Here is a 25,475-nt window from a genome sequence, read left to right as displayed (position 1 = left end):
TTCCATTGCGTTGTGACGATTAGCATGAAGTCATGTTGATCAATCAGGAACTGCATCATGCTCGATCCCTCTTTCTTCAGTTATGTCACCGTTATGTCGATCACCCCCGGCCCGAACAACCTGCTGCTTGCCACTTCCGGGGTGAATTTTGGCTTTAAGCGTACGTTGCCGATGGTGTTCGGCATTATGCTGGGCTGTGCGATGCAGGTGGTACTGGCGGGGGTAGCGCTGGAGGTGCTGCTGCACTGGATGAGCGCGATTCGCCTGCCGTTAACGCTGGTGGGATGTGGCTACCTGCTTTGGCTGTCGTGGAAGATTTTTCGTGCGGGAGCGCCCGAGGCACGAGACAGCGTTCAGCCGATGACCATCCTGAGTGGTGCCTTGTTTCAGGCGGTCAATCCCAAAGCCTGGTTAATGGCGAGTAACGTGGCGTTGATGTATGCCAACAGCAATGGGGTGGCGGCGATCGTGGTGGGATTTGCGCTGCTGAACCTGCCGTGCATTTTGATCTGGGCGGCGCTGGGAGATCGCTTGCGCAGCCACCTGCAAATTGCGTGGAAGCGCCAGGCCTTCAACAGCCTGATGGCGTTGTCGCTGGTGGTGACGACCGGGTGGATGTTGTACGACGCGTTGCAGTTGGTGTAAGAATACGAAACGGCGCGATCAACCGCGCCGTTACAGGTATTTACTTGCCGACGACGTGCGCGGTTTCGCGGCCTTCGTCGTTCGCGGCCATCGGTGTCACCGGTGCGTAATCGAGTTGCAGCACGCGACTGGTTTCTGCCAATACTTTCTCGGTCAGTGCCACGTCACCGTTGAGCTTACGGCCCCAGGATGGAATAACCGTGCGGATTTTGGTCTGCCACTCAGGCGAACGCATCTGCTCCGGGAAGGCCTTCGCCATCAGCTCCAGCATAATCGGTGCGGCAGTCGATGCCCCCGGTGATGCGCCCAGCAGCGCCGAAATCGTGCCATCTTGTGAGGTGACCACTTCGGTGCCAAGACGCAACACGCCGCCGTCTTTCTCATCGTTCTTGATGATCTGCACGCGTTGACCTGCCGTCACCAGACGCCAGTCTTCCTGCTTCGCCTGCGGTACATAGGCGCGCAGGGCGTCCATACGATCGCTGTCGCTTTGCAGCACCTGATCAACCAGATATTTCACCAGATCGAAGTTTTTCAGCCCAACCTGCATCATTGGCATCAGGTTGCTGCCATTCATCGCGCCGAACATATCCAGCAGCGAACCTTGCTTGAGGAATTTGGTGGAGAAGGTGGCGAAGGGACCAAACAGCAGCACCTGCTTGCCATCCAGCACGCGGGTATCAACGTGCGGCACGGACATCGGTGGTGCGCCGACAGAGGCTTTGCCATACACCTTCGCCATATGCTGCTGCACCACGTCCGGGTTCTCTGTCACCAGGAACGAGCCGCCCACCGGGAAACCGGCATAGCCTTTCACTTCCGGGATGCCCGATTTTTGCAGCAGCGGCAGTGCCGCGCCGCCTGCGCCGATAAACAGCTGACGGGCGTTGAGCACACGGCTTTCGCCACTGTCGGGATTAAACAGGCTAACCTGCCAGCGACCATCACTCAGGCGCTTGATATCACGCACTTCCTGGCGCATCCGCAGGCGGAAATTGGCTTTCTTCTCCAGGGCGGCGATCAGCTGGCGCGTCACTTCACCGAAGTTCACGTCGGTGCCCATTTCGGTCCAGGTGGCAGCCACTTTCTGTTTTTTGTCGCGACCATTCATCACCAGCGGAATCCACTGCGTGATTTGATCGCGTTCTTCTGAGTATTCCATGCCACGGAACAGGGTGCTTTTTTGCAGCGCCTGGAAACGTTTGCGCAGGAATTCGACGTTGTCGTCGCCCCAGACGAAGCTCATGTGCGGCGTACTGTGGATAAAGCTTTTCGGATTGCGCAGATTGCCTTTCTGAACGTGATACGCCCAGAACTGACGGGAAATCTGGAACGATTCGTTAATCGCCACCGCTTTAGAAATATCGATGCCGCCATCCGCCTTCTGCGGCGTGTAGTTCAGCTCCGCCAGGGCAGCGTGACCGGTACCGGCATTGTTCCAGCCATTGGATGACTCTTCCGCTACCGTTGCCAGGCGTTCGACCATCTCAATAGACCAATCCGGCTCCAGGTCTTGCAACCAGGTTCCTAAAGTAGCGCTCATGACGCCAGCGCCAATTAACAGCACATCAACGTCTTTTCGTTCCTGAAGGTTTGCGCTTTCCATGCCAGCGGCGCTTACTGCCAGCGCCAGATTTACCGCAGTTTTGCTCATGAGGCGACATCTCCTCTTCTGTTGACCTGAAGTTCAACAGGTTCGCAGGCGAAACAGCCACGCTTCTTTCGAGCGCGTCGCGCCGTTTCTCAAAGGTTAAGACTCAGGTTAAGTCGTGGGGGTGCTAACGGTTAACTGCACGTTATGCATAGTCATTCGAATATAACATTCTCGTATCGGAATTAAACGTTTGTTTATTTTTTAAAGGCAGAAATGATTCAGCATAAGAATTAATCGGCGGAACCCGCTTGTCATAAGGGATTTTTATCCCTTAATCAGACGGTTACGGCAATGTCTATGTTGCGACATTGTGATGCTTTTGTGCGGATTTTTACGGGGTTAACACCAAAAGGTTAATGTTAACATTATGATAATATTGAATTTAAAGAAAATTGATTTTTTATGCGATTTTTATGTTGCGCGATATTTCGCCTGATTGTGTAAAAATAATGTTACATTTGTGTGATGACTTATTCAGGCGCGAGCTACCGCGCCCGTCAGAAGAAATTTCAATCACGCGGTGCACTATCGGGTAACTTTTTCAGACTGATCGCCAGCCGGTTATAGGTATTCATCAAACCGATTGCCACGTTGAGATCCACAATCTCCTTATCGCTGAACACCGCTTTCACTTGTGCAAACAACGCCTCGGGCGCACCCTGGCTGGCAATCAGCGTCAGGCTCTCGGCCCACGCCAGCGCTGCCTGTTCGCGGGCATCAAACAGCGTGCCTGATTCATGCCATACCTGGGTTAACACAATTTTGTGCCACGGCATGTCGGCTTTGTGCAGTGCCTGGGTGTGCATATCGATGCAGTAAGCACAGCCGTTAATCTGCGAAACGCGCAGAAATACCAGCTCCAGCAGGCTGTGCGACAGGTCGGTTTGTGTCAGATAGCTATAAACGCCACCCAGGGCTTTCATCGCACCGGGCGCGGCGCTGTAAAAATCGATACGTTGGCTCATCTTTCGTTCCTCAATCAGTTAAGGTTTTCATCTGCATTGTTCACTGCCGTATGGAGCAACAAAAGTGCCAAAAAATGACAAAAGCAGTGGTCCATTCGCCCTGACATTGGATCGCAGCGATACGCGGGGGTTGAGTGAACAACTGCACCAGCAACTCAGCATGGCGATTGCCGAAGGGCAACTGGTGGCCGGTGCGCGCTTGCCATCATGCCGCGATCTGGCAGTGCAACTGGGTGTGGCGCGCGGCACGGTGCGTCGCGCGTATGACATGTTGGTAGATAGCCAATTGTTGGTGGCAAAAGGGGCGGCGGGCACCTTTGTGGCGGCTGCGGCGTTAAGCCAGCCGCCGCGCGCGGCGGTGGCTGCGACAGGGTCCGCTCTGCTCGACATGGTGTATGACTTCGACACGGCGCCGCTGACTTTCCAGATGGGCGTCCCCGCCAGCGACGCTTTTCCGGCCAAAGTCTGGACACGCGTAGTACAACGGCAGGCGCGCCAGCAGGCCAGCCAGTCACGCGGCTATCCCGATCCGCGTGGCAGCCTTGCGCTGCGCCAGGCGCTGGTGGGCTATCTGGCGGTGGCGCGCGGGATTCATTGCCAGGCAAGTCAGATCCTGGTAACCAATGGCTACGCGGGCGCGCTGGGTTTGATTGCGCTGGCGCTCGGTTTACACGGTCAACAGGCATGGATGGAAGAACCCGGTTTTATGCTGGCACGCGCGGCATTGCAGCACATGCATGTAACGCCGGTCGGCATCCCGGTGGATGCTGAAGGCTTGCGGGTGGAGGAGGGGAAGGTACGCGCGCCTGATGCTGCATTTGCCCTGGTCACGGCCGGACAGCAGGCACCGCTTGGGGTAACGCTCTCGCTGGCGCGCCGCCAGGCGTTGCTGGCATGGGCCAGCTCCCAACAGCGCTGGATCGTGGAAGATGATTATCTCGGCGAACTGCAACTCGGCAGCCGTGCCGCTCCGGCGCTGGCGGCGATGGATAGCGACGGACGAGTGATCCACGTCGGTACCTTCAGTAAAACCCTCAGCCCCAGCCTGCGGCTGGGATTTGTCGTGGTGCCGCCCGGTCTGGCGGCGCGCTTTGCCGACACCAGCGCACTGCTGGCACCCGCCTCCTCTGCGCTGCTGCATGACGCGGTAGCGGAATTCCTGCGTGAGGGCCATTTCCTGCGCCATTTGCGGTGTATGAAGCGGGTCTATCATGAGCGGCTGGAGGGGATTGTTGCGGCATTACGCCCGCATTTTACTGATGTTCAACGCGCCGGTCTGGCAGTGATTGTCCGTTTGCCCGCAGGCACGCCAGACCAGCAAATTGCCCGTGAGGCGCTGGCCTATGGCCTGGCACCTTCACCGCTCTCCATCTGGTTTCAACACGAAACCGGGCGACAATATGGTTTCCTGCTGGGGGTGACCCAGTTACCGCGCGAAGGGTTTGCGCGCTGTGCCGAACGGCTGAAATGGCTGGTGGATGCGCATCAACCGCGCATGGACCAGTAAAAAACCGCATTCTTGTGCCTTTTACTGGTCCAATGGGAGGATTAAGGTACGCCTCATTGCAACGAATGAGGAATCTGAGTGATGAAACTGTTACACGTTGATGTCAGCCCAAAAGGTGCCAAATCCAACTCTCGCGCGTTAAGTCGTTATTTTGTTGAGCGTTTGCAGGCGCAGCTGCCTGCGTTGCAGGTGGAGTATCTCGATCTGGACCAGCATCCGGTGAGCCATGTCAGCGGGGAGTTTGCCCAGGCGACTTACACACCGGAGGACCAACGCACGCCACGTATGAAAGCGGTGCTGGCAGATTCCGATCGCCTGTGTGCGCAACTGCTCGATGCCGATGCCTTGCTGTTCGCTATGCCGATGTACAACTGGAGTATGCCGTCGGCCTTCAAAGCCTATATTGATGCCATTATTCGCACCAATCTGACGTATCACTTTGATGAACAACAAAATGTGATTGGAAATCTGACGCGCCAGAAAGCGCTGTTTCTGACCACGCGTGGGGCAAGCCTGCAACCGGGTTCGCCCTATGCTGACATGGACGCCTTAACGCCCGCCCTGCGCGCTGCCTTTGGCTTTATCGGCATCCAGGCACCGCAGTTTGTCAATGCGGAACCGCTGGCATTTGCGGACCAGGCCTCACGGGAAGCGGGCCTGGCGCAGGCGTATCGCGATCTGGATGCGGTGGTGACGCAATGGGCCGATGCTGCGGTTACTGCCTGAACCAGCGTCGCCAGACGAAGCGAATAACGAAAAATTCAATCGCGCCCAGCAGTAAAAACCACAGACAAAACACAATGGTGTAAAGCTGATTCAGATCCTGCAAATGAAAGCGGGTTTGCAGGCTCTTTGCCATCACCAGACTAAAGGCTGGCGCAGGCAGCAGCAGCGCGGAGAGAAAGCCCAGCAGTAAAATGCCACCAGGGATAATCAGGGTTTCTAACGGGTTTTTCATCGCAAAATTCCACAACAAGTCGCGCATATACCGTAGCGGCGCGATTTATCGCGCGGGTTTACATCACCCAGGAATACAACGCGATAAATCGCGCCGCTACGAATTCGTGCAATAGCATCAAGCCGCGCGGGCATTAGCGCACAAAGCCCCACAGGGCGCAATCCCTGGGACGACAGGCTGAATAATTTTCTTCTATTCCATCGACTTAGCAGCAGAAATAGCGAGAGTTAAGAGTTATAGCCTTTGCTATACTTAAAGCCCTGATTTTACTGTCTTTTTTTTAGTTAATTTGCGTGCTAGACTGCGCGCACTTTTTCATTACTGAACAATAAATGCGGACAAACTCCAGGCTTATACGCCTTTTGCTCCGCGTCGACTGAAAAATCATGACATTTATCGCAACCCTGATTCTGGCCTTTGGTATGTCAATGGACGCTTTCGCCGCAGCACTTGGCAAAGGCGCGTCACTGCATCGTCCAGATTTTAAAGAGGCACTGCGCACCGGTCTGATTTTCGGTGTGATTGAAATGCTCACCCCGCTGATTGGTTGGGCAATTGGCCTGGCGGCCAGTCGTTATGTGATGGCATGGGATCACTGGCTGGCCTTTGGCCTGCTGACGCTGCTCGGTGGCCGTATGATGATGGCGGGCTTAAGTCAGACCGCCGGTGAACCCTGTGATCCGCCGCAGCGTCACGGTTTTATGGTGCTGGCGTTAACCGCGGTAGCCACCAGTCTGGATGCCCTGGCGGTGGGTGTTGGCCTGGCGTTTTTGCAGGTGAACATCGTGATGACCGCTATCACCATCGGCGCAGCCACCACCGTGATGGCGACCACCGGCGTGATGGTGGGACGCTTTATTGGCCCGGTATTGGGCAAATGGGCGGAAGTGCTGGGGGGCGTTGTCCTGATTTGTATCGGTTCCACCATTCTGGTGGAACATCTGGGTTGGTTCAGTTAAGGTCTTTCGTATCGGCAGATTGTGCAGATGCGAAAAACCTGCAATTTTGTGATCTGGTTCAAAGTTTCTTGCTTAAAAAACAGGCTGGGGATATACTTTTTTTAGTATTTCTCAACTTATTTTTAATCAGGTGCTTTATGAAACGGTTCTTCAAATACGTGTTTCGTGCTTATGTTGAAACTTACAAACACGTACCGCCGGGTGCTTTAAACTAAGCGCTCCGCACGCAACCCTCGATAATCGCGGTCAGGGATCGACCGGTGATTATCAATGATTTTCTTATCTCTCCCGCGCATTCTCTCCCCAATTTCTCCCTGAAAACGTCGTTTTACCCCTTCAGTCATCAGATTTAGATCTGGCTATAGCCTGAGGTTATACCCCGCCACTAAACAAGCATTCGTCACCCTCGCCAGCAGCATGGAATAGTCAGCTCAGGTCCTTTTCACCTGTCTGATACGAGAAACATCATGCTGATCCCGCAACCTTATTTGCTTTTCCTTGGCGACGTAACCGATCCACTGGCGGCTAAAACCGCGCGCGGCATCCACGTCTGGCGTCCTGAGCAGTGCGTTGGCGAAATCAAACTGCCTGGCTGCACTGTGAGCCTTGGTCTGGAAGAGATCGACATCGCCACCGCCAAAGCGCGTGGCGCGAAAACCCTGGTGCTCGGCACCGCCAACGCCGGTGGTTACCTGCCGCAGCACTGGCTGGATACCGTGCGCAACGCCATCAAAGCCGGTATGAATGTTGCCAGCGGCCTGCACCATCGTTTGGTGGATGAGCCTGAGCTGGTGGCGCTGGCACAGGAATTCGGCGTTGAACTGTTTGATATCCGCCATATGCGTCCGAAGCTGGACGTTGGCAGCGGCAAAAAACGTACCGGTAAGCGTGTACTTACAGTCGGCACCGACTGCTCAGTAGGCAAGATGTACACCTCGCTGGCGCTGGAAGCCGCAATGCGTGATATCGGCCTGAACGCAGATTTCCGCGCCACCGGTCAGACCGGTATCCTGGTTGCGGGTGCCGGTATCGCGATCGATGCGGTGATTGCTGACTTTATCGCGGGTGCGGTTGAAGCGTTGTCACCGGCTAACGAGGCCGATCACTGGGACATCGTTGAAGGCCAGGGTTCCTTGTTCCATCCGTCCTACGCCGGTGTTTCGATGGGTCTGATCCACGGTGCGCAGCCGCAGTGGCTGGTGATGTGTCATGAGATGGGCCGCCCACATATGCGCCATCTGCCGCATCAACCGATGGTCAGCCTGAAAGATTGCGTGGAAGCTAACCTGCGCGCCGCCACCGTCACCAGTGACTCGGTGCAACTGGCCGGTTTCGCTATCAACACCTCGAACTACAGCGAAGAAGAAGCGCGCGCCTACTGCGCCGAGGTCAGTGCCGAGTTTGGCGTACCTGCCACCGACCCGGTGCGCTTTGGTATCAGTGACATCGCGGCGCTGCTGAAGGAGCGTGGCTAAGATGCGGCGCATGCAGATTGAAGTGCTGGAGCTGCCGCTGGCGCGCCCGTTTGCCATCTCGCGTGGCACGCGCACCGCAGTGACGGTGATTCGCGTCACCCTGGAGCAGAATGGCTTTATTGGTCGCGGCGAATGTACACCCACGCCGCGTTACGACGAAACGCCAGAAAGCGTCAACGCCGAGCTGGAAGCGATGCGCGCTGACATCGAAGCGGGCCTCAGCCGTGTCGATCTGCAAACCCGTCTGCATGCCGGTTCAGCGCGTAATGCGCTGGACTGCGCGCTGTGGCGGCTCGACGCTGCGCTGGCGAAACAGTCAATCTGGCAGCTGACGCAGCAGGAGCAGCCAATTTCGGTGATCACCGCCGAAACTCTCAGCCTGGACAGCGTCGCCAATATGGCGGAAGCGGCAGCCGATGCGGTATCGCGTGGCGCGATCCTGCTGAAAATCAAACTTAATCGTGACGACATTCTGGAAAAAGTGGCGGCGATCCGCGCTGCGGCCCCGTACGCCACGCTGATTATTGATGCCAACGAAGCCTGGTCTGGTGTGGATCTGCACAGCCTGCTTAACGCGCTGCTGCCGTACAACATCGCGATGGTCGAGCAACCGCTACCGGCCGGTCAGGATCAGGATTTACAGCGTTTCACCCATCCGATTCCGGTGTGTGCTGACGAGAGTTGCCACACGCGGGAAGACATCGCGCAACTGCGCAATCGCTACGAAATGATCAACATCAAGCTGGATAAATGCGGCGGGTTAACCGAAGCGCTGGCGATGGTGGCCGAAGCACAAAAGCTGGATATGCGCCTGATGGTCGGCTGCATGCTGGGTTCATCGCTGGCGATGGAAGCGGCGCTGCCAGTGGCGATTGCGGCAGAACATGTCGATCTGGATGGCCCGATTTGGCTGGCGGCAGACAGCTCGCCATTCCTCTCCTATTCCCAGGGCCGAATCTGGCTATAACCCGCACGCGGAGCAACGATGACGGACACTTCACTTATGCACAACGCCGCCAGCGTTGCCGGTTCCGCGACTGCGCCGGTACTCGCTATTCAGGACCTCAGCGTCAGCTTTCGCGGCCGAAGCGGCGTTAGCCAGGCGCTGAAAGGCATCAATTTCGAAATACATCAGGGCGAAATCGTCGCCGTGGTTGGCGAGAGTGGATCGGGTAAATCGGTCACCTCGCTGGCGGTGATGGGGTTGCTGGCGGCGTCAGGCCGTATCGATCGCGGCAGCATCCAGTTCCGCGATCGTCGCGGTCAACTGCATCAGCTGGAAAAACTCAACGAAACCCAGCGCCGCGCTTTGCGTGGCCGCGAAATGTCGATGATTTTTCAGGAGCCGATGACCTCACTGAACCCGGTGTTGCGTGTCGGCGATCAGCTGACGGAAGCGCTACGCGACCAGCAAATTTGTGGCAAAGCCGAGGCCGAAGCGCGTGCGCGCGAACTGCTGCGCCAGGTGCGTATTGCCGATGTCGATCGCGTGATGAAAAGCTACCCGCACTCGTTATCGGGTGGGATGCGGCAGCGAGTGATGATTGCGCAGGCGCTGGCCTGCGACCCGCAATTGTTGATCGCCGATGAGCCGACGACCGCGCTCGACGTTACGGTGCAGGCGCGCATTCTGCATATCCTGCGCGATCTGCAACGCGCCAAACAGATGGCGGTGCTGTTTATTACCCACGATATGGGCGTGGTGGCGGAAGTTGCCGACCGTGTGGTGGTGATGTATCGCGGCGATGTGGTGGAGCAGGGCACGGTGGCGGAGATTTTCAACGCGCCGCAGCATCCTTACACCAAAGCCTTGCTGGCGGCGGTGCCGAAACTCGGTGACATGCGTGAACACGCCTGGCCGCAACGCTTTCCGCTGCTCGGTGCCGCGCCAGCCGATAATGCCGAACAGCGCACCGCGCGTTATGACGACAAACCGCTGCTCGATGTCCGTGGCCTGAAAGTGTATTACCCGATTCGCAGCGGCATCTTCTCGGCGCTGACTCACCAGGTACATGCGGTGGAGCAGATCGATTTCACGCTGTGGCCGGGAGAAACCCTGGCGATTGTTGGCGAGAGCGGCTGTGGCAAATCCACCACCGGTCGCGCGTTGATGCGTTTAATCAACAGCGATGCCGACAGTATCCATTTCCAGGGTAACGAAATTGCCAACCTGAAAGAGGCCCAGTTTCAGCCGCTCAGGCGTGAAATCCAGATGGTATTTCAGGACCCCTATGCCTCACTCAATCCGCGCTTAACCGTGGGGTTCACCATTGCCGAGCCGCTGCTGCTGCATGGCGTGGTGAAGTCACTGGAGGAGGCGACGCCGCAGGTGGAAGCGTTGCTGAAAAGTGTTGGCCTGCTGCCGGAACATGCGCGCCGTTATCCGCATGAGTTTTCCGGCGGCCAGCGTCAGCGCATCGCGATTGCCCGTGCAATGGCGCTGAAACCCAAAGTAATTATCGCTGACGAGGCGGTCTCTGCGCTGGATGTGTCGATTCAGGCACAGGTGGTGAACCTGATGATGGATCTGCAACAACAAACCGGTGTGTCGTGGATTTTTATCTCGCATGACATGGCGGTGGTGGAGCGTATCGCCAACCGCGTGGCGGTGATGTACCTCGGCCAGATTGTGGAGCTGGGGCCACGCCAGTCGGTGTTCAATAACCCGCAACATCCCTATACCCAACGGCTGCTGGCTTCGGTGCCGGTGGCAGATCCACAGAACCGTCCACAACGAACTTTCGAAGACAGCGAGATCCCCTCGCCGCTACGCAAGGTGGGAGAAACGGTCATTAAACCCCGTTATCGCCAGGTTGCTCCGCAGCACTGGGTCGCTGACGGCATTGTTTCGCGCTAACCCCAATACCAGGAGATTTTATGAACCCGTTTTTCCGTCGCACCTCGCTCGCTCTCGGACTTACCCTCTCCCTGGCGGCTGCCGCACAGGCGCAGGATCTGCACATCTCAATGTATGCCGATATCACTGGCCTTGATCCGCACGATACCTCGGACAACGTCAGCTATTCGGTGCAGAGCGGTATCTTTGAACGCCTGTTCCAGTTTGATGCCCAGATGAAGCTGCAACCCTGGCTGGCGACCGGCTACACCAGCAACGACAGTGCCACCGAATTCACCCTGACGCTGCGCAAAGGCGTGACCTTCCAGGACGGCACGCCGTTCGATGCGGAAGCGGTGAAAGCCAACCTTGAACGCCTCGCCGATCAGACCAAAGGCCTGAAACGCAACAGCCTGTACAAGATGATCGCGAAAGTCACGGTACTGGCCCCGGATCAGGTCAAAGTTGAGCTGAACCAGTCGTTTGGTGCTTTTATCAACACCCTGGCGCATCCGTCGGCGGTGATGTGGAGCCCGGCAATCCTCAAGCAGTACCCGGACGAAGCGCAGCTGCGTCTGCATCCGGTGGGAACCGGTCCGTTTAAGTTTGTTGACTGGCAGCCGGGGAAAGCGGTCAACCTGACCAAATACGATGGCTACTGGCAGAAAGGTTGGCCGAAAGTCGATAACGTCACCTTCTCACCCAGCCCGGAAGATGCCACGCGCGTGGCCGCGCTCAAATCCGGTCAGGTGGATGCGATCTGGCCGTTGCCGTCCGATCTGATCAGCACCGTGCAGAACGACAGCAAGCTGGCGATCCAGCGCGATCCGAGCATTTACCTGTACTACATGGCGATCAACACCCAGCACAAACCGCTGGCGGATCTGCGTGTGCGTCAGGCGATCAACTACGCCATCGATCGCAATCTGTGGCTGAAAGTCGCGTTTGCCGGTATGGGCAAACCGGCCAGCTCCGCCATCCCGGAAGGGGTGCAGTTCTGGCAGAAGCAGAGCGACCCGAACTACCGTTACGCACCGGATGAAGCCAAAGCGCTGCTGAAAGCGGCGGGTTATCCGAACGGTCTGGATCTGAAGCTGTGGACCACCAACGCCACTGCCAGCGTGCGTGCGGCGCAGTTCCTGAAAGCGCAGCTCGCGACCGCAGGCATTCGCGTCACCGTGACGCCAATGGATTCCGGGACGCGCAACGCCAAACTGTGGGGCGTGAAGGATCCGAAGCAGGCGGAATTTGACCTCTACTACGGCGGCTGGTCCACCTCTACCGGTGATGCGGATTGGGCACTGCGCCCGCTGTACGCCACCGAATCCTGGGTGCCGACCTCATACAACGTGTCGTACTACAGCAACCCGGCAGTGGATAAAGCGATTGCCGGTGGCCTGGCCACCGCTGACCCGGCGAAACGTGGTGTGGCGTATGCCGAAGCACAGAAGCTGCTGTGGAAAGATGCCCCGGTCGCCTTCCTCGGTACGCCAGACAACCTGGTGGGTAAACGCAGCAACCTGAGCGGCGTGTCGATGCTGCCAGATGGCAACTTCCTGTATACCCAGGCGGCGTTTAAGTAAGACATCGCTGTGACCCTCACCCCGGCCCTCTCCCGCAATACGGGAGAGGGAGGTAGTGATGGTGCTCGATCAGTCCCCTCTCCCGCTGGCGGGAGAGGGTTAGGGTGAGGGCCCCACCGCTCGCACCATCGCAAAAAGGAAACGCATGTTCGCATACATCATTCGTCGTCTGCTGGAGATGATCCCGGTACTGCTGGTGGTCTCGCTGCTGGTATTCGGCTTCATCAAACTGCTACCGGGCGATCCGGCACGTATTTACGCCGGGCCGGATGCACCGCTGGCGGCGGTGGAAGCCGCGCGTCAGCATCTTGGTCTGAATGACCCGCTGCCGCAGCAATATCTGCACTGGCTGGGCGGCCTGTTTCGCGGCGATCTCGGCGTCACCTATCGCACGCAACAACCGGTGCTGGAAGTGATCAAAAAAGGCTTTATGCCGACCATGTGGCTGGCGCTGGCGGGCTTTGCCTGGTCGGTGATTCTCGGTCTGTTTCTGGGTGTGCTGGCGGCGCTGAAACGCGGTAAATGGCAGGACTGGACGCTGATGAGCGTCGCGGTGGGCGGTATCTCAATGCCGACTTTCTGGCTGGGCCTGCTGCTGATTCAGTTTGTTGCCATGCCGTTTGGTTTGTTCTCGGTCAGCGGCTTCAACAAGCCCACCGATATCATCCTGCCCGCCATTACCCTTGGCTCCTCGGTGGCGGCGGTGATGGCGCGCTTTACCCGATCTGCGTTCCTGGAAGTGGCACAGGAGGATTACGTGCGCACTGCCAAAGCGAAGGGGCTACGTAATCGGCTGGTCACCTGGAAACATGTGATGCGCAATGCGCTGATCCCGGTGATCACCATGCTTGGTTTGCAGTTTGGTTTTCTGCTGGGTGGATCGATCGTCGTGGAAAGCGTGTTCAACTGGCCGGGATTAGGCTGGCTGCTGATCGAATCGATCAAAGCGCAGGATCAGCCGGTAATTCAGGCGCTGGTTATGCTGTTTGTCTTTGAATTTATTGTGATTAACCTGCTGGTGGATCTGCTGTACGCAGTGGTTAACCCGGCAATTCGCCTGCGACAGGAGCCGTGATGAGTCTGCAATCTCTGCCTGCCAACACGCAGGAGGCGATCCGTTCGCCGTGGCGCGATTTTCTCCACGCCTTTGTGCGCAATCCACTGGCGCTGGTATCGGGCGGTTTTGTGTTGCTGCTGGTACTGGTGGCGATTTTCGCCCCGTGGCTGGCCCCGTGGGACCCGATGGCACCAGACTGGATGGCGCTGTCGTCACCGCCGTCTGCCGCGCACTGGATGGGCACCGACGATCTCGGTCGTGACCTGCTCAGTCGCATTATCTTTGGCGCACGTATCTCATTATATGTTGGCGTTGTGTCAGTCACGCTTGGCATGGTGGTGGGCGTGATGCTTGGCTTGCTGGCGGGCTACTATGGTCGCTGGATCGACATGCTGATCATGCGTGGTTCTGATGTGCTGTTCGCCTTCCCCGGTATGCTGCTGGCGATTGCGGTGGTGGCCATTCTCGGGCCAGGTCTGAATAACGTGATTATCGCGGTGGCGGTATTCAGCGTACCGGTGTTTGCCCGCATCGTACGTGCGTCGACCTTATCGCTGAAGCAGGCCGCCTATGTGGAAGCGGTACGCTGCGCCGGTGCGCCGGACCGGGTGATCCTGCTGCGCCATATCCTGCCGGGTACGCTGTCGAACGTGATTGTCTACTTCACCATGCGCATCGGCACCAGTATTCTCACCGCAGCCGGACTGAGTTTTATCGGTCTTGGCCCGGAGCCGGACGTCCCGGAGTGGGGCAACATCCTCGCGATGAGCCGCAACATGATGATGGCGGGCATGTGGCACGTCAGCGTCTTCCCTGGACTGGCGATTTTTATCACGGTGCTGGCGTTTAACCTGCTGGGCGATGCCCTGCGCGATACGCTTGATCCCAAACTGAAGAGTTAAACATGGATTTTCAACAGATGCAGCGCGACCTGCTGCTGCAACGCTGGCGTGAAACGCGCCAGCTCGGTCAGCCGCGCAGCGCCTGTGGGCCGACCAACCTGATCAGCGATGTTCCCGGCGTGCGCGTCGGCCATGCCACGTTGGCCGAGGGTGAGATCCAGACCGGCGTCACCGCGATTGTGCCGTCGGGCGACAATCTGTTCCAGCAACCGCTGCCCTGCGCGGCAGCGGTGTTTAACGGCTTTGCCAAGCCGGTTGGTCTGGTACAGGTGGAGGAGCTGGGCGTATTGCAGACGCCAATCCTGCTCAGCAACACCCTGGCAGTCGGCACGCTGTTTACCACCCTGGTGCGAGATGCCATCAGCCGCAACCCGGAACTGGGCCGCAGTTTGCCTACGGTTAATCCGCTGGCGCTGGAGTGCAACGACGGCTGGCTGAACGACATCCAGGCGCTGGCAGTGACGGAAGCGCTGGCGCAGCAAGCCCTGCACCAGGCGCAGCCCGATTTCCCCCGTGGCAGCGTGGGGGCCGGGCGCGGTATGAGCTGCTTCAGCCTGAAAGGCGGCATTGGCAGCGCCTCGCGTCTGATCCCTTCATTGAATGCCACGCTGGGCGTGCTGGTGCTGGCGAACTTTGGCGCACTGACGGCGTTAACGCTGGATGGCGTGCGCCTCGGCGAGATGATCGCCCCGTTGCTGCCGGAACTGACGCCACAGCGCGATGCGGGTTCCATCATCATCATTATGGCGACCGATGCGCCGCTGGATGCTCGTCAGTTGAAGCGCGTGGCAAAGCGAGCGGGTGCCGGCCTGGGACGTCTTGGTAGCTACTGGGGTCATGGTTCCGGCGATATCGCGGTAGCCTTTTCCACCCAGGGCCAACCACAGCCACCGGACGATGCGGCGCTGGAACCCTTGCTCGCTGCCGCCGCCGATGCCACTGAACACGCGGTGCTGGATGCGTTGCTGAGTGCCGAAGCCGTTACCGGCTTCCGCGGCCACCACCGCCCGGCATTGACGGATGTTTTAGACAAACTGGCGCAACCATAACTTCCCGGTATTCTTGCGCGATAAATCGCGTCGCTACGAATGAACGCACGTAATGTAGCGGCGCGATTTATCGCGCGGTTTTGGCTTGTAACATGATTAACGGAACAAACATCACCCTATGAAAATCTTTATCTCCGCCGATATCGAAGGCATCGCGGGCGTGATGCGCCCGGAACAATGTTCACCCGGCCATGCGGAATATCAGCTGGCGCGTGGATTGATGGAACAGGAAGTCAACGCCGCCATCGACGGGGCGTTTGCCGGTGGTGCCACTGAAGTGGTGGTGGCCGACAGCCACGCGCAAATGACCAACCTGCGCGCAGAAAATATCGATGCGCGTGCCCGGCTGGTGCAGGGCAAACCGCGCGGTTTGTCGATGGTCGAAGGGCTGGAGCAGCAACCGTTCGATGGCCTGTTTTTTATCGGTTATCACAGCGCGGCAGGAGAGCCGGGCGTGCTGGCGCACACCATTAACGGTCGCGCGTTCTGGCGCATCCATATCAACGGCAAAGTGATGGGCGAGAGCGATATCTATGCCGCTGCGGCTGCCGAACAGGGCACACCGCTGTGGCTGGTGAGCGGCGACGATCAGCTCAAGGGTTGGATGGGCGAGCATTATCCATCGGTGGACTACGTCTGCGTAAAACGCGCGATTTCCCATACCTGCGCAGAATCTATCAGCCCGCAGGCGGCGCAAAACGCCATTCGCGCGGCGGCGACGGCGGCAGTGCAGCGTGCCAGTCAGGTCAGCACCACCCGCCTCAGCGCCCCTTATGAGATGCAGCTCCAGGCGAGCAAACCGGTGCTGGCCGATCTGTTCAGCCTGATCCCCGGTGTAACACGTATTGATGCGGTAACGGTGGGCTATCGTGCCGAGCAGATGGGGACGCTGATCAGCCTGCTGAGTGCCTTCTCCTATCTGGCGAGTACGCAAAATTAAGCCACATCGCGCGCAGGTCGTACCGCTTTCCTGTGCGGCTTTTGGTAACCTGCGCGCGATTTTTTTATTCCAACGAGGCAGTCATGCAGCTTTGCAGTTTTTATCTTATTGACCAGGCAACAAAAAGTTATGGAATCGTGCAGGAACAGGGTGTGGTGGATCTCGGCAAACGCCTCGGTGCCGAATGTCCCGACCTGAAAACCCTGCTGCAACGTGGTGCGCAGAGCGACCTGGCGGCGTTTCACGCGCTGCCTGCCGATTACCCCTTCAGTGCTATCCGTTTTCTGCCAGTGATTGAGAATCCGGGTAAGGTGTTTTGCGTTGGGATGAATTACGCCGACAAACGCAAAGAGTTTGCTGAAACCCTTGAAGCGCCGACCTTATTTGTGCGCTTTGCCGATTCGTTGGCGGCTCATGAGCAGCCGCTGCTGAAACCGGTCACTACCCAGGAGTTCGACTATGAAGGCGAGCTGGCGGTGATCATCGGCAAACCGACGTATCAGGTCAAAGCGGATGAAGCGTTGGCCCACGTCGCCGGTTACAGCTGCTTTATGGATGCCACCGTGCGTGACATGCAGTTCACCTGGTTCACTGCCGGGAAAAACTGGCCGCAAACCGGGGGTTTTGGCCCGTGGATGACCACCGCGGATGAGATCCCCGATCCACAGCAGTTGGCGATTAAAACCTGGCTGAATCAGCGTGAAGTACAGAACGACACCACCGCCAGCATGGTGCATCCGGTAGCGAAGATCATCGAATACATCTCGGCATTCAGCCCGCTGGCGGCAGGGGATGTGATCATCACCGGTTCACCGGGCGGCGTGGGTAAGAAACGCACGCCACCGCTGTTTATGTTCCCCGGCGATGAGATTGAAGTGGAGATCGAAAAAATCGGACGCCTGCGTCACCCTATTGCGTGATAAATCACGCCGCTACTGATGGGTGCAATCATTGGTAGCGGCGCGATTCATCGCGCGGGTTTTGGTGCTTAGCGCGTAAACGTCACCACGCGGCTGCGATTGAGCAGCAGCCGCACGCTGTCCCCCGCGCGCGCCAACACAAAACGTTTTTCCCACGGACCATCCAGCGCGGTAGCCAGCACGCGATCGCCACCCAGCGATTGCAACGTGGCACGAATCGCCGCCGGGCCGATGCCCATCGTCAGCGTATCCCCTTCAATCACCATTTCACTGCGCCACTGCGGCGCAAACCAGCGTCCTTGCAGGTTATCAAGGCTGGCGCTATCGGGCTGCACCGGCACAAAACGGCGCGCGGCATGGCCGATTTCACCAACAATCGCCGCACCGTCGTGGCGTAACTGCATGGGGAAGGTACTGGAAAGGGAGACGGCGTCGCCGTGACGCTCGTCGCGCCACAGAGTTTCACCGGCACCGAGCCAGGTGGCGGTAACGCCGTTAATCTCCAGCCAGTCGGCGGCATCCGGTGCCACATACAAACCGGGCGTCAGATCGTGCCCCTTCTCCGGCAACGTCCGGCCCAATGCCGCCGCCAGGATACGCAGTGCGCTTTCGGAGGTGGTGATATCTTCGCGGTTGGCGACCAGAGCCACCCCAATCTTCAGTTCCGGGTGCAGCAGGAAGTAACTTTTATAACCAGCATGGGAACCGCCATGACCAAACAGCGTCTGGCTACCGAGCGTCGAGCTGGTGATGCCAAGGCCATAACCGCTGGTGCGTCCATCGTTGAGATTGCGCGGCGCACTCAGCCGTTGCAGCACGCCTGCACCGGGACCGGTGTCTGCCAACAGCGTTTGCAGCCAGCGCGTCAAATCATGCAGGCTGCCGGTCACGCTGCCGGATGCCGACAGATGCAGACCGGCGCTGGAAAGCTGCCACTGCTGTCCATTATTCCAGTAACCCGGCACCAGGCCGGGGACGATATCAAACCAGCTTTCCGGGGCGAACAGGTTGATATCCAACGGTTCGCAGACGTATTGCTGCAACAGGTCGTTGAACAGCACGCCTTTGGCTTTCAGCGCTTCTTCCACCAGACGATAACCGGTGTTGGTGTAGGAAATCTCGCTACCGGGTGGATAACTGAGATCGCCTTCGCGCGCCACGAAAGCCAAAAGGTCGGCGGCGGTGGTGGCGTTGTAGACCGACAAACCGAGCAGCGACAGGGTTTCACGCACATCCGGCAAACCGCTGCTCATATCCAGCGCCTGGCCGACGGTTACTGAACCATTAGCGCCGGTCAATTGCGGCAGATGCTGGGCCAGGGTGTCTTCCAGTCGCAGATAGTGGCGGCCTGGCCCGGTCACCAGTGCGGCAAACAGATGTTTGGTAATGGAGGCAAAGCGCACCACGCTGTCGGCGGTGAACGGCGTTTGTTGGGCCAGATCGGCCAAACCGGCACAGTGGGTAGAGTGAATATGGTGAGCATCGAACAGCACGATGGCCCCGCCGGGTGCGCCGGGTTGTTGCCAGCTTTGCACAATTGAGTTTGCAACATCTGCGGCCTGTTGCCAGTGGGCTGTCATGCCGGTTCCTCCAGCGTCATGCTGAGATCAAAAAGTTGCGCGGTGTGCGGATGCTGGATGCGGCGGGCGCGCAGGTCATCGGCGCTTAGCTGCTCCACCATCTCGCCATGTTGCATCACGCCAATGCGCTGACACAGGTGCGTCACCACCGCGAGGTTGTGTGTCACCATAATGTAGGTCAGTTTGCGTTCGCTGCGAAGATCGCTAAGTAAATTAAGGATTTCCGCCTGCACCGACACATCAAGTGCGGAGGTCGGTTCATCCAGCAGCAGCACTTCCGGCTCGGCAATCAACGCGCGGGCAATCGCCACACGCTGACGCTGCCCACCGGAGAGCTGGTGGGGATAACGGAACCGCACCGCCGCAGGCAGGCCCACTTCGCTCAGAGCCTGGCTGATGCGTTGCTCGGCGCGATCGAGCTGATGTACCAGCAACGGTTCGTGCAGGATACGGTCAATGGTCTGGCGTGGATGCAGCGAACCGAACGGGTCCTGAAACACCATTTGCACCTGACGAAAAAAGGCCCGGCTGCGTTTGGCACTCAGCGCCTGACCACCGAAGGTCATGCTGCCTTGCCAGTGTTCATTCAGGCCCGCCAGCGCCCGCAGGATGGTGGATTTGCCGGAACCGCTTTCGCCGACCAGACCAAAACTTTCGCCGTTACCAACGGCAAAGCTGACGCCTTTCACCACGGTGTGCGCACCAAAGGCGATGCGCAGATTATCGATTTGAATCATGTGTTTTGCTCGTTTAGCTAATCATCCGATCCAACTCGCGCGATAAATCGCGCCGCTACAGGCCGCACCAGACCGTGGCGGCGCGATTCATCGCGCAATTTCGGAAACGCTTATTAATCCCGCCACGCCGCATCGCGCTGCAACACCGGCAACCGCTCGCGCGGATGGCGCAACGATGGCAGGCAGGCCAGCAATCCGCGGGTATAAGGATGCTGCGCCTGTTGTAGCTGTCCGGCTTCCAGCAATTCGACGATCCGTCCGGCGTACATCACCGCCACGCGATCGCAGAAATGCGACACCAATGGCAGATCGTGGCTGATCAGGATCAACCCCATGCCGCGCGCAGAAACCAGATCGTCAATCAGTTTCAGGATCTCGGCCTGCACCGTGGCATCCAGCGCGCTGGTGGGTTCGTCAGCAATCAGCAGCTCCGGGTCCGGTGCCAGCATCATGGCGATCATCACGCGCTGGCCCATGCCGCCAGAAACTTCATGCGGATAGCGTTTTGCCACCGTCTCGGGATCGCGGATTTTGACCTGTTCCAGCAACTCAATCGCCGCCTGCATCGCCGCTTTTCTGCTGCCGCCTTTGTGCTCGCGCCAGGCTTCGGCAATCTGCTGGCCGATGGTCATCACCGGATTCAGCGAATATTTCGGGTCCTGCAAAATAAAACCAACGCGTTTGCCGCGAATCTGGCGCAGCACTTTTTCGCTGGCGCCGCGCAGATCGATACCATCAAAACGCAGCACATCTGCCGTGACTTCGGCATTGCCCGGCAGCAATTGCATCAGGCTGCGCGCCGTCAGCGATTTGCCGGAGCCGCTCTCGCCAACAATGGCGAACTTCTCGCGACCAACGCTAAAGCTGACGCCACGCACTGCTTCAAAAGTCTCAGCACGATTGCGGAAGGCAATGCGCAGATTTTCAATTTCCACCAACATTTAGCGCTCCTTCGGGTCCAGCACGTCGCGCAGACCGTCGCCAAGAAAGTTGAACGCCAGCGACGTCAGGAAAATAGCGATACACGGCATCAGCGGCACCCACCATTCGCTGAACAGGAAACGGCGCGCGGTCGCGATCATCGTGCCCCATTCCGGTGAAGGTGGCTGTGCCCCCATACCGAGAAAGCCAAGACTGGCAGCGGTGATGATGATCGAACTCATGTCGAGGGTGACGCGCACAATCAGGCTTGGCACGCACAACGGCATGATATGGCGCAGAATAATGCGTAACGGCGCTGCCCCGGTCAGACGACTGGCTGCGATAAAATCGCTGTTGCGGAACTGCAACGTCTCCGCACGCGCCAGGCGCGCATAGGGCGGCCAGGCGGTGAGGGCGATGGCCAGCACCGCACTTTCGACACCCGGTTTCAGCGCGGCGACAAATGCCAGCGCGAGAATCAGGCGCGGGAAGGCGAGGAAGATATCGGTCAGACGCATCAGCGCCTTGTCGACAAATCCACCGGCATACCCGGCGATACAGCCAATTAACAGGCCGAGCGGGGCGGTCAGCAACACCACGGCGATCACCATGCCAAGCGTGGTGCGCCCGCCATAAATGATGCGCGTCCAGACATCGCGCCCCAGTTCATCGGTGCCGAGCCAGTGTGCCCAGGACGGTAACGCAAGGCGGTTATCCAGATGCTGCGCGCCAGGATCGAACGGTGTCAGCAGCGGGGCAAACAGCGCCAGCAGCAACATCAGGAAAATGACCAGCAGCCCCGCCATCGCCAGCGGGTTGCTGCGCAGGCTGAGCCACAGACGATAGCGCCGGCCCCACACCGCCTGACGGCGGTTAGCTGGCGTGTCATCAAGTAGCCAGTCTCGAGAGAAAAAGATCATTTTACGCGCGGGTCCCAAAGTCGATAGAGAAGGTCAGCCAACTGGTTTAGCAGCACATACACGGTGCCGACCAGCAAGGTTGCGCCCACCACCGGGTTCATGTCGGCATTCATCAGCGAGGTGGTGAGATACTGCCCGAGGCCCGGCCAGGCAAAGACGTTTTCCGTTACCACCGCGCCTTCCAGCAGTCCGGCATAGGTCAGCGCCAGCACCGTCACCAGTTGCACCGCCACGGTGGGGAAGGCGTGACGCCAGATCACCCGAGCCGCAGATAAGCCTTTGGCGCGTGCCGTAATCACGAACTCGCCGCTCAGGGCGTTGAGCATAAAAGTGCGCGTCATACGCGTGATGTAGGCCATGCTGAAATAAGCGAGGATCAACACCGGTTGTGCCATATGCGCCAGCGCATCGCGGAAAGCGTCATATTCACCTGCCAGCAGCGAGTCGATGGTGAGGAAACCGGTGACCTGCGGCACCATATCCTGCCAGATGATGTCCTGGCGTCCCGGCCCTGGCGCGATACCCAGCACCGCGTAGAACACCAGCAAACTGAGTAACGCCAGCACGAACACCGGCAGCGAGTGGCCGGCGAGGCACACTACGCGGATGGTTTGATCCACCCAGGTGCTTTGCCGCACCGCCGCCCACACGCCCAGCGGGATACCGATCAACGCGGCGATAATAATCGCCGCCGTTGCCAGCTCCATAGTGGCAGGGAAGAAACGTGCGATATCGGTGGTGACCGGATTGGAGGTCAGAATCGATTTGCCGAGATCGCCATGTAACAGCTGATTGAGGTAATGACCAAACTGGATGTAAAGGGGCTGATCCAGCCCCATCTCCGCACGTACGCGCTCCACAACGGACTGAGGCGCGTTATCACCGACCGCTGCCAGCACCGGATCGGTGGGCATCACGCGGCCAATGAAAAAGGTCAAAACCGACAGGCCAAACAGCGTCAGCACCAGGCTGCTCAGGGTGCTGACGATTTTCTTCAGTAACGGCATCAGGCTTTTTTCACCTGCTCATACGGCCATTGTTCCAGCACCGTCATATGGACATCGCTGATATTTTTGCCGACGGCGACGTTTTTGGTTTTCTGCATCATGTAGATAAACGGACTCTTCTCGCGGCCCAACTGCTGAATCTGGTGATACAGCGCAATACGTTTGGCCGGATCGGCTTCGTGCAGCGCCTGCTCGGTCAGCTTGTTGAACTCATCATCAGACCAGCTACAACGCCAGGCCAGCGTGCGGTTGCGCGCGTTGTCGCTGTTGTCGGTGTTAACGCAGAAGGCTTCGGTATTGGAGTTCGGGTCGAAGTAATCCGCACCCCATACGGTCAGCGCCAGTTGATGCTGACGGGCGCGCATTTTGGTCAGTACCTGACGGTTTTCCGCCGCAATCAGCGACACTTTGATGCCAATCGCGCCCAGTTGGGTCTGAATCGCCTGGGCGATATCCGGGTAGGGCTGCATCGAGTAGTGGTCGAGGGTGATTTCAAACCCGTCCGGATAACCCGCTTCCGCCAGCAACGCTTTGGCTTTGGCGACATCTTTATGGAATGGGTTGTCGTCCAGCGCTGCCGGGAAACCGCTCGGCAGGAAACTCTGATGGGTGGTGAAGCTCATCGACAGAATGTTTTTCTGGATGCTGTCGTAATCCAGCGCCCATTTCAGGGCCTGCCATACCTGCGGTTTTTTCAGGTATTCGTTATTGGTGTTGCACGACATCAACATCACGGACGAGAGGGACTGATTGACCAGATTGACCGCAGGATCGTTTTTTACCTGCAACAGTTGTTCGGTGGTCAGGTCATAAGCGGCATCGACATCGCCTTTTTTCAGCATCAGTGCCTGGGCCGCCGGGTCGGCAATATGTTTCAGGATCACGCGTTTAATTTTGCTTTGGTTAGCAAATTGCGGGCTGAGTTCCAGAATAACGGTTTCGCTGGCTTTCCAGGTGCGCAGGGTAAAGGCACCGGAACCGGCGCTGTGCTGTTTCAGCCAGGCGTTACCGAAGTCGTTGTTCTGCTGGTTCGCCAGGCACGCTTTCTTCGATACGATGCTGCCGACGGTGGCTGACAGGCAATACAACAGGAAGCTTTCAGCGGCCGGTGCGCCCAGTTTCATCTCCAGCGTATGGGTGTCTTTCGCTGTCACCAACTGGGTGACGTTATCTTTGGTAAAGCCAAATTGGTTAATGATAAACGCCGGGCTTTTATCCAGTTTCACGATACGTTCGATGGAGAACGCTGCATCTTCGGCAGTAACGGGCGTGCCGTCGGCGAATTTAGCCGCCGGATCGATGTGGAAGGTATAAACGCTGTTGTCGGCGTTCACTTCCCAGCTTTTTGCCAGCGCGCCAATCACTTTGTCGGCCTGCTGTGGGTCCGGCATGACCAGCTTCTGATACAGGTTGCCGCAGATCTGGCCGCCGATAGCTTCAAAGCTTTCATGCGGGTCGAGGCTGGTCATGTTATCCAGCTGCATCGCCATCACCAGCATGCTGGGGGGCGTGGCAGCAAAGGCAGAATTGAGGCTGAGATACGAAAGGAAGGGCACTGCGGTGCATCCTGCAAGAAAACGTCTTCTGGTTACCATGACAACTCCAACTTATTGATTATTAAAATAAAAAAATTATTATTTGCTGTTTTTTGTCTTGACATTCCCGCCGGGCAGGAGGATTAATAACAGGCATTAAGCCTTTTGTTTCATACGCAGCCGCTTGCCCTGTTTCGGTGCATTGTGCCCCGTCAACTGGCAGCGTTTGCGCTTTCCCCTGAACAAGAAACGGATACAACATGTCTGACTCGCCGAACGCCAACCGGATTGCCATCCCGGTTTTTGATGGTCACAACGATGTCCTCAACAAACTGTGGCAACACCATCAGCCCGATGCCGTGAATGTTTTTTTCAACGGCACTGAATCAGGCCAGATGGACTTTCCCCGCATCCGGCACGGAAATATGGTAGGTGGGATTTTTGCCACCTGGGTGCCATCACACCCGCTAGTTGCAAGAAGTGCGCCAGACCTCTCAGATTTTCCTCATGAAATTATCAGTACTGCGCGCGATGCCACCTTCTCCATGCTGGCGTTATTGCTGCGGATTGAGCAGGCGTCGCAGGGCCAGGTAAAAATCTGCCGCAGCGTGCGTGATATTCGTGAATGCATGAGTAAAGGGGTTCTGGCGGTGGTGATGCATGTTGAAGGGGCGGAAGCGCTGGATACGCATGGCGAGCTGCTGGACATCCTCTACGCCAGCGGGTTACGTACCCTGGGGCCGCTATGGAGCCGTCCGAACCAGTTTGGCGACGGCGTTCCCTTCCGTTATCCCTCCTCGCCTGATATCGGCAATGGTCTGACGGCGGCAGGTAAACAACTGGTGCGTGACTGTAACCAGCGCCGCATCATGGTGGATCTGTCACATATGGATGAAAAAGGTTTCTGGCACACCGCTGAGATCAGCGATGCGCCGCTGGTGGCGAGCCACTCCAATGCGCATGCGCTGAGTGCCCAGTCACGCAATCTCACCGATCGTCAACTGGCAGCGATTGCGGAAACTCAGGGTTTTGTCGGCGTGAACTTTGCGGTGCCGTTCCTGCGTGAAGACGGCGATCGTCACGCGCCCACCACGGTGGATGCCATCGTGCGGCATGTGGAATATCTGCTGGAAAAAGTGGGTGAAGATGGCGTCGGCTTTGGTTCCGATCTGGATGGCGCGACTATGCCGGGCGATATGAAAGACGTGGCCGGTTTCCCGCTGGTGGTGGATGCGCTGGCGGCGCGCGGTTATTCGCAAGAGTTGCTGGAGAAAATTTGCTACGGCAACTGGCTGCGTGTGCTTGAAGCCACCTGGGGCGAATAA

The 25,475-nt window shown here is 58.0% G+C and carries 23 protein-coding genes; 14 read left to right on the top strand and 9 right to left on the bottom strand.

Annotated features, from left to right (window positions below; genetic code table 11):
- Window positions 1-57: 57 nt before the first annotated feature.
- Window positions 58-645: a LysE family translocator gene (locus tag L579_RS14530; protein WP_036626747.1), complete on the top strand. Its 588-nt coding sequence runs from the start codon at window positions 58-60 to the stop codon at window positions 643-645.
- A 40-nt stretch (window positions 646-685) separates the two neighbouring features.
- On the opposite strand, the gene mqo is transcribed toward L579_RS14530, so the two are convergent.
- Together mqo and L579_RS14520 are read right to left on the bottom strand one after the other, a co-directional pair.
- Window positions 686-2,299: a malate dehydrogenase (quinone) gene (mqo, locus tag L579_RS14525; RefSeq protein ID WP_021184973.1), complete on the bottom strand. Its 1,614-nt coding sequence runs from the start codon at window positions 2,297-2,299 to the stop codon at window positions 686-688.
- A gap of 509 nt (window positions 2,300-2,808) precedes the next feature.
- Entirely contained in the window at window positions 2,809-3,264 is a 456-nt protein-coding gene (locus L579_RS14520) for a carboxymuconolactone decarboxylase family protein (RefSeq protein ID WP_021184972.1), read from the bottom strand.
- Window positions 3,265-3,328: 64 nt separating this feature from the next.
- Between L579_RS14520 and L579_RS14515 the strand changes: the two genes are divergently transcribed.
- Both L579_RS14515 and L579_RS14510 read left to right on the top strand, forming a co-directional pair.
- Entirely contained in the window at window positions 3,329-4,771 is a 1,443-nt protein-coding gene (locus L579_RS14515; RefSeq protein WP_021184971.1) for a MocR-like pyridoxine biosynthesis transcription factor PdxR, read from the top strand.
- Between the two features lie 81 nt (window positions 4,772-4,852).
- Complete coding sequence (locus L579_RS14510) at window positions 4,853-5,497, top strand: FMN-dependent NADH-azoreductase (RefSeq protein WP_021184970.1); 645 nt, start codon at window positions 4,853-4,855, stop codon at window positions 5,495-5,497.
- Here the strand turns inward: L579_RS14510 and L579_RS14505 are convergent.
- Complete coding sequence (locus L579_RS14505) at window positions 5,487-5,729, bottom strand: DUF1158 domain-containing protein (RefSeq protein WP_036626745.1); 243 nt, start codon at window positions 5,727-5,729, stop codon at window positions 5,487-5,489. The genes L579_RS14510 and L579_RS14505 overlap by 11 nt on opposite strands.
- A 386-nt stretch (window positions 5,730-6,115) precedes the next feature.
- Here L579_RS14505 and mntP point away from each other — a divergent pair, with 386 nt between their 5' ends.
- The 10 genes from mntP (at window position 6,116) to L579_RS14455 (ending at window position 17,450) form a co-directional block, all read left to right on the top strand.
- Window positions 6,116-6,688: a manganese efflux pump MntP gene (gene mntP, locus L579_RS14500; protein WP_021184968.1), complete on the top strand. Its 573-nt coding sequence runs from the start codon at window positions 6,116-6,118 to the stop codon at window positions 6,686-6,688.
- 467 nt (window positions 6,689-7,155) lie between these two features.
- Window positions 7,156-8,163 (top strand): N-acetyltransferase DgcN, encoded by a 1,008-nt coding sequence (dgcN, locus tag L579_RS14495; RefSeq protein WP_021184967.1) that lies wholly within the window; start codon window positions 7,156-7,158, stop codon window positions 8,161-8,163.
- A 1-nt stretch (window position 8,164) separates the two neighbouring features.
- Window positions 8,165-9,130, top strand: a complete 966-nt coding sequence (dgcA, locus tag L579_RS14490; protein ID WP_021184966.1) for an N-acetyl-D-Glu racemase DgcA — start codon at window positions 8,165-8,167, stop codon at window positions 9,128-9,130.
- 18 nt (window positions 9,131-9,148) lie between these two features.
- Window positions 9,149-11,020: an ABC transporter ATP-binding protein gene (locus tag L579_RS14485; RefSeq protein WP_036626743.1), complete on the top strand. Its 1,872-nt coding sequence runs from the start codon at window positions 9,149-9,151 to the stop codon at window positions 11,018-11,020.
- Window positions 11,021-11,040: 20 nt separating this feature from the next.
- Entirely contained in the window at window positions 11,041-12,582 is a 1,542-nt protein-coding gene (locus L579_RS14480) for a glutathione ABC transporter substrate-binding protein (RefSeq protein WP_021184964.1), read from the top strand.
- Between the two features lie 145 nt (window positions 12,583-12,727).
- Window positions 12,728-13,657 (top strand): ABC transporter permease, encoded by a 930-nt coding sequence (locus L579_RS14475; protein ID WP_021184963.1) that lies wholly within the window; start codon window positions 12,728-12,730, stop codon window positions 13,655-13,657.
- Window positions 13,657-14,541 carry an ABC transporter permease subunit gene (locus L579_RS14470; protein ID WP_021184962.1) on the top strand — a complete coding sequence of 295 codons (885 nt, stop codon included), beginning with the start codon at window positions 13,657-13,659 and terminating at the stop codon, window positions 14,539-14,541. The genes L579_RS14475 and L579_RS14470 overlap by 1 nt, the downstream gene beginning before the upstream one ends.
- 2 nt (window positions 14,542-14,543) lie before the next feature.
- Window positions 14,544-15,590: a DmpA family aminopeptidase gene (locus tag L579_RS14465; RefSeq protein ID WP_021184961.1), complete on the top strand. Its 1,047-nt coding sequence runs from the start codon at window positions 14,544-14,546 to the stop codon at window positions 15,588-15,590.
- Window positions 15,591-15,708: 118 nt separating this feature from the next.
- Window positions 15,709-16,530 carry a M55 family metallopeptidase gene (locus tag L579_RS14460; RefSeq protein ID WP_021184960.1) on the top strand — a complete coding sequence of 274 codons (822 nt, stop codon included), beginning with the start codon at window positions 15,709-15,711 and terminating at the stop codon, window positions 16,528-16,530.
- A gap of 83 nt (window positions 16,531-16,613) precedes the next feature.
- The gene (locus L579_RS14455) at window positions 16,614-17,450 is read left to right on the top strand and encodes a fumarylacetoacetate hydrolase family protein (RefSeq protein ID WP_021184959.1); all 837 of its coding nucleotides are present in this window, start codon (window positions 16,614-16,616) and stop codon (window positions 17,448-17,450) included.
- 68 nt (window positions 17,451-17,518) lie between these two features.
- Here L579_RS14455 and L579_RS14450 read toward each other — a convergent pair whose 3' ends face one another.
- From L579_RS14450 to L579_RS14425, 6 genes are all read right to left on the bottom strand, one after another.
- Window positions 17,519-19,030, bottom strand: coding sequence for a serine hydrolase domain-containing protein (locus tag L579_RS14450; protein ID WP_021184958.1), 1,512 nt, complete (start codon window positions 19,028-19,030; stop codon window positions 17,519-17,521).
- Complete coding sequence (locus tag L579_RS14445) at window positions 19,027-19,767, bottom strand: ABC transporter ATP-binding protein (protein WP_021184957.1); 741 nt, start codon at window positions 19,765-19,767, stop codon at window positions 19,027-19,029. Before L579_RS14445 ends, L579_RS14450 begins: the two co-directional genes overlap by 4 nt.
- Window positions 19,768-19,880: 113 nt before the next feature.
- Complete coding sequence (locus L579_RS14440; protein WP_021184956.1) at window positions 19,881-20,708, bottom strand: ABC transporter ATP-binding protein; 828 nt, start codon at window positions 20,706-20,708, stop codon at window positions 19,881-19,883.
- Window positions 20,709-21,608, bottom strand: a complete 900-nt coding sequence (locus tag L579_RS14435) for an ABC transporter permease (RefSeq protein ID WP_021184955.1) — start codon at window positions 21,606-21,608, stop codon at window positions 20,709-20,711.
- Entirely contained in the window at window positions 21,605-22,615 is a 1,011-nt protein-coding gene (locus L579_RS14430) for an ABC transporter permease (RefSeq protein ID WP_021184954.1), read from the bottom strand. The genes L579_RS14435 and L579_RS14430 overlap by 4 nt, the downstream gene beginning before the upstream one ends.
- Window positions 22,615-24,210 (bottom strand): ABC transporter substrate-binding protein, encoded by a 1,596-nt coding sequence (locus L579_RS14425; protein WP_036626742.1) that lies wholly within the window; start codon window positions 24,208-24,210, stop codon window positions 22,615-22,617. Before L579_RS14425 ends, L579_RS14430 begins: the two co-directional genes overlap by 1 nt.
- A 200-nt stretch (window positions 24,211-24,410) precedes the next feature.
- On the opposite strand from L579_RS14425, the gene L579_RS14415 reads away from it, so the two are divergent.
- Window positions 24,411-25,475 carry a dipeptidase gene (locus L579_RS14415; protein WP_021184952.1) on the top strand — a complete coding sequence of 355 codons (1,065 nt, stop codon included), beginning with the start codon at window positions 24,411-24,413 and terminating at the stop codon, window positions 25,473-25,475.

This window comes from Pantoea sp. AS-PWVM4, from assembly GCF_000468095.1.
GTDB classification, from domain to species: Bacteria; Pseudomonadota; Gammaproteobacteria; order Enterobacterales; family Enterobacteriaceae; genus Pantoea; species Pantoea phytobeneficialis.
This window is presented reverse-complemented; position numbering and strand designations above follow the sequence as displayed.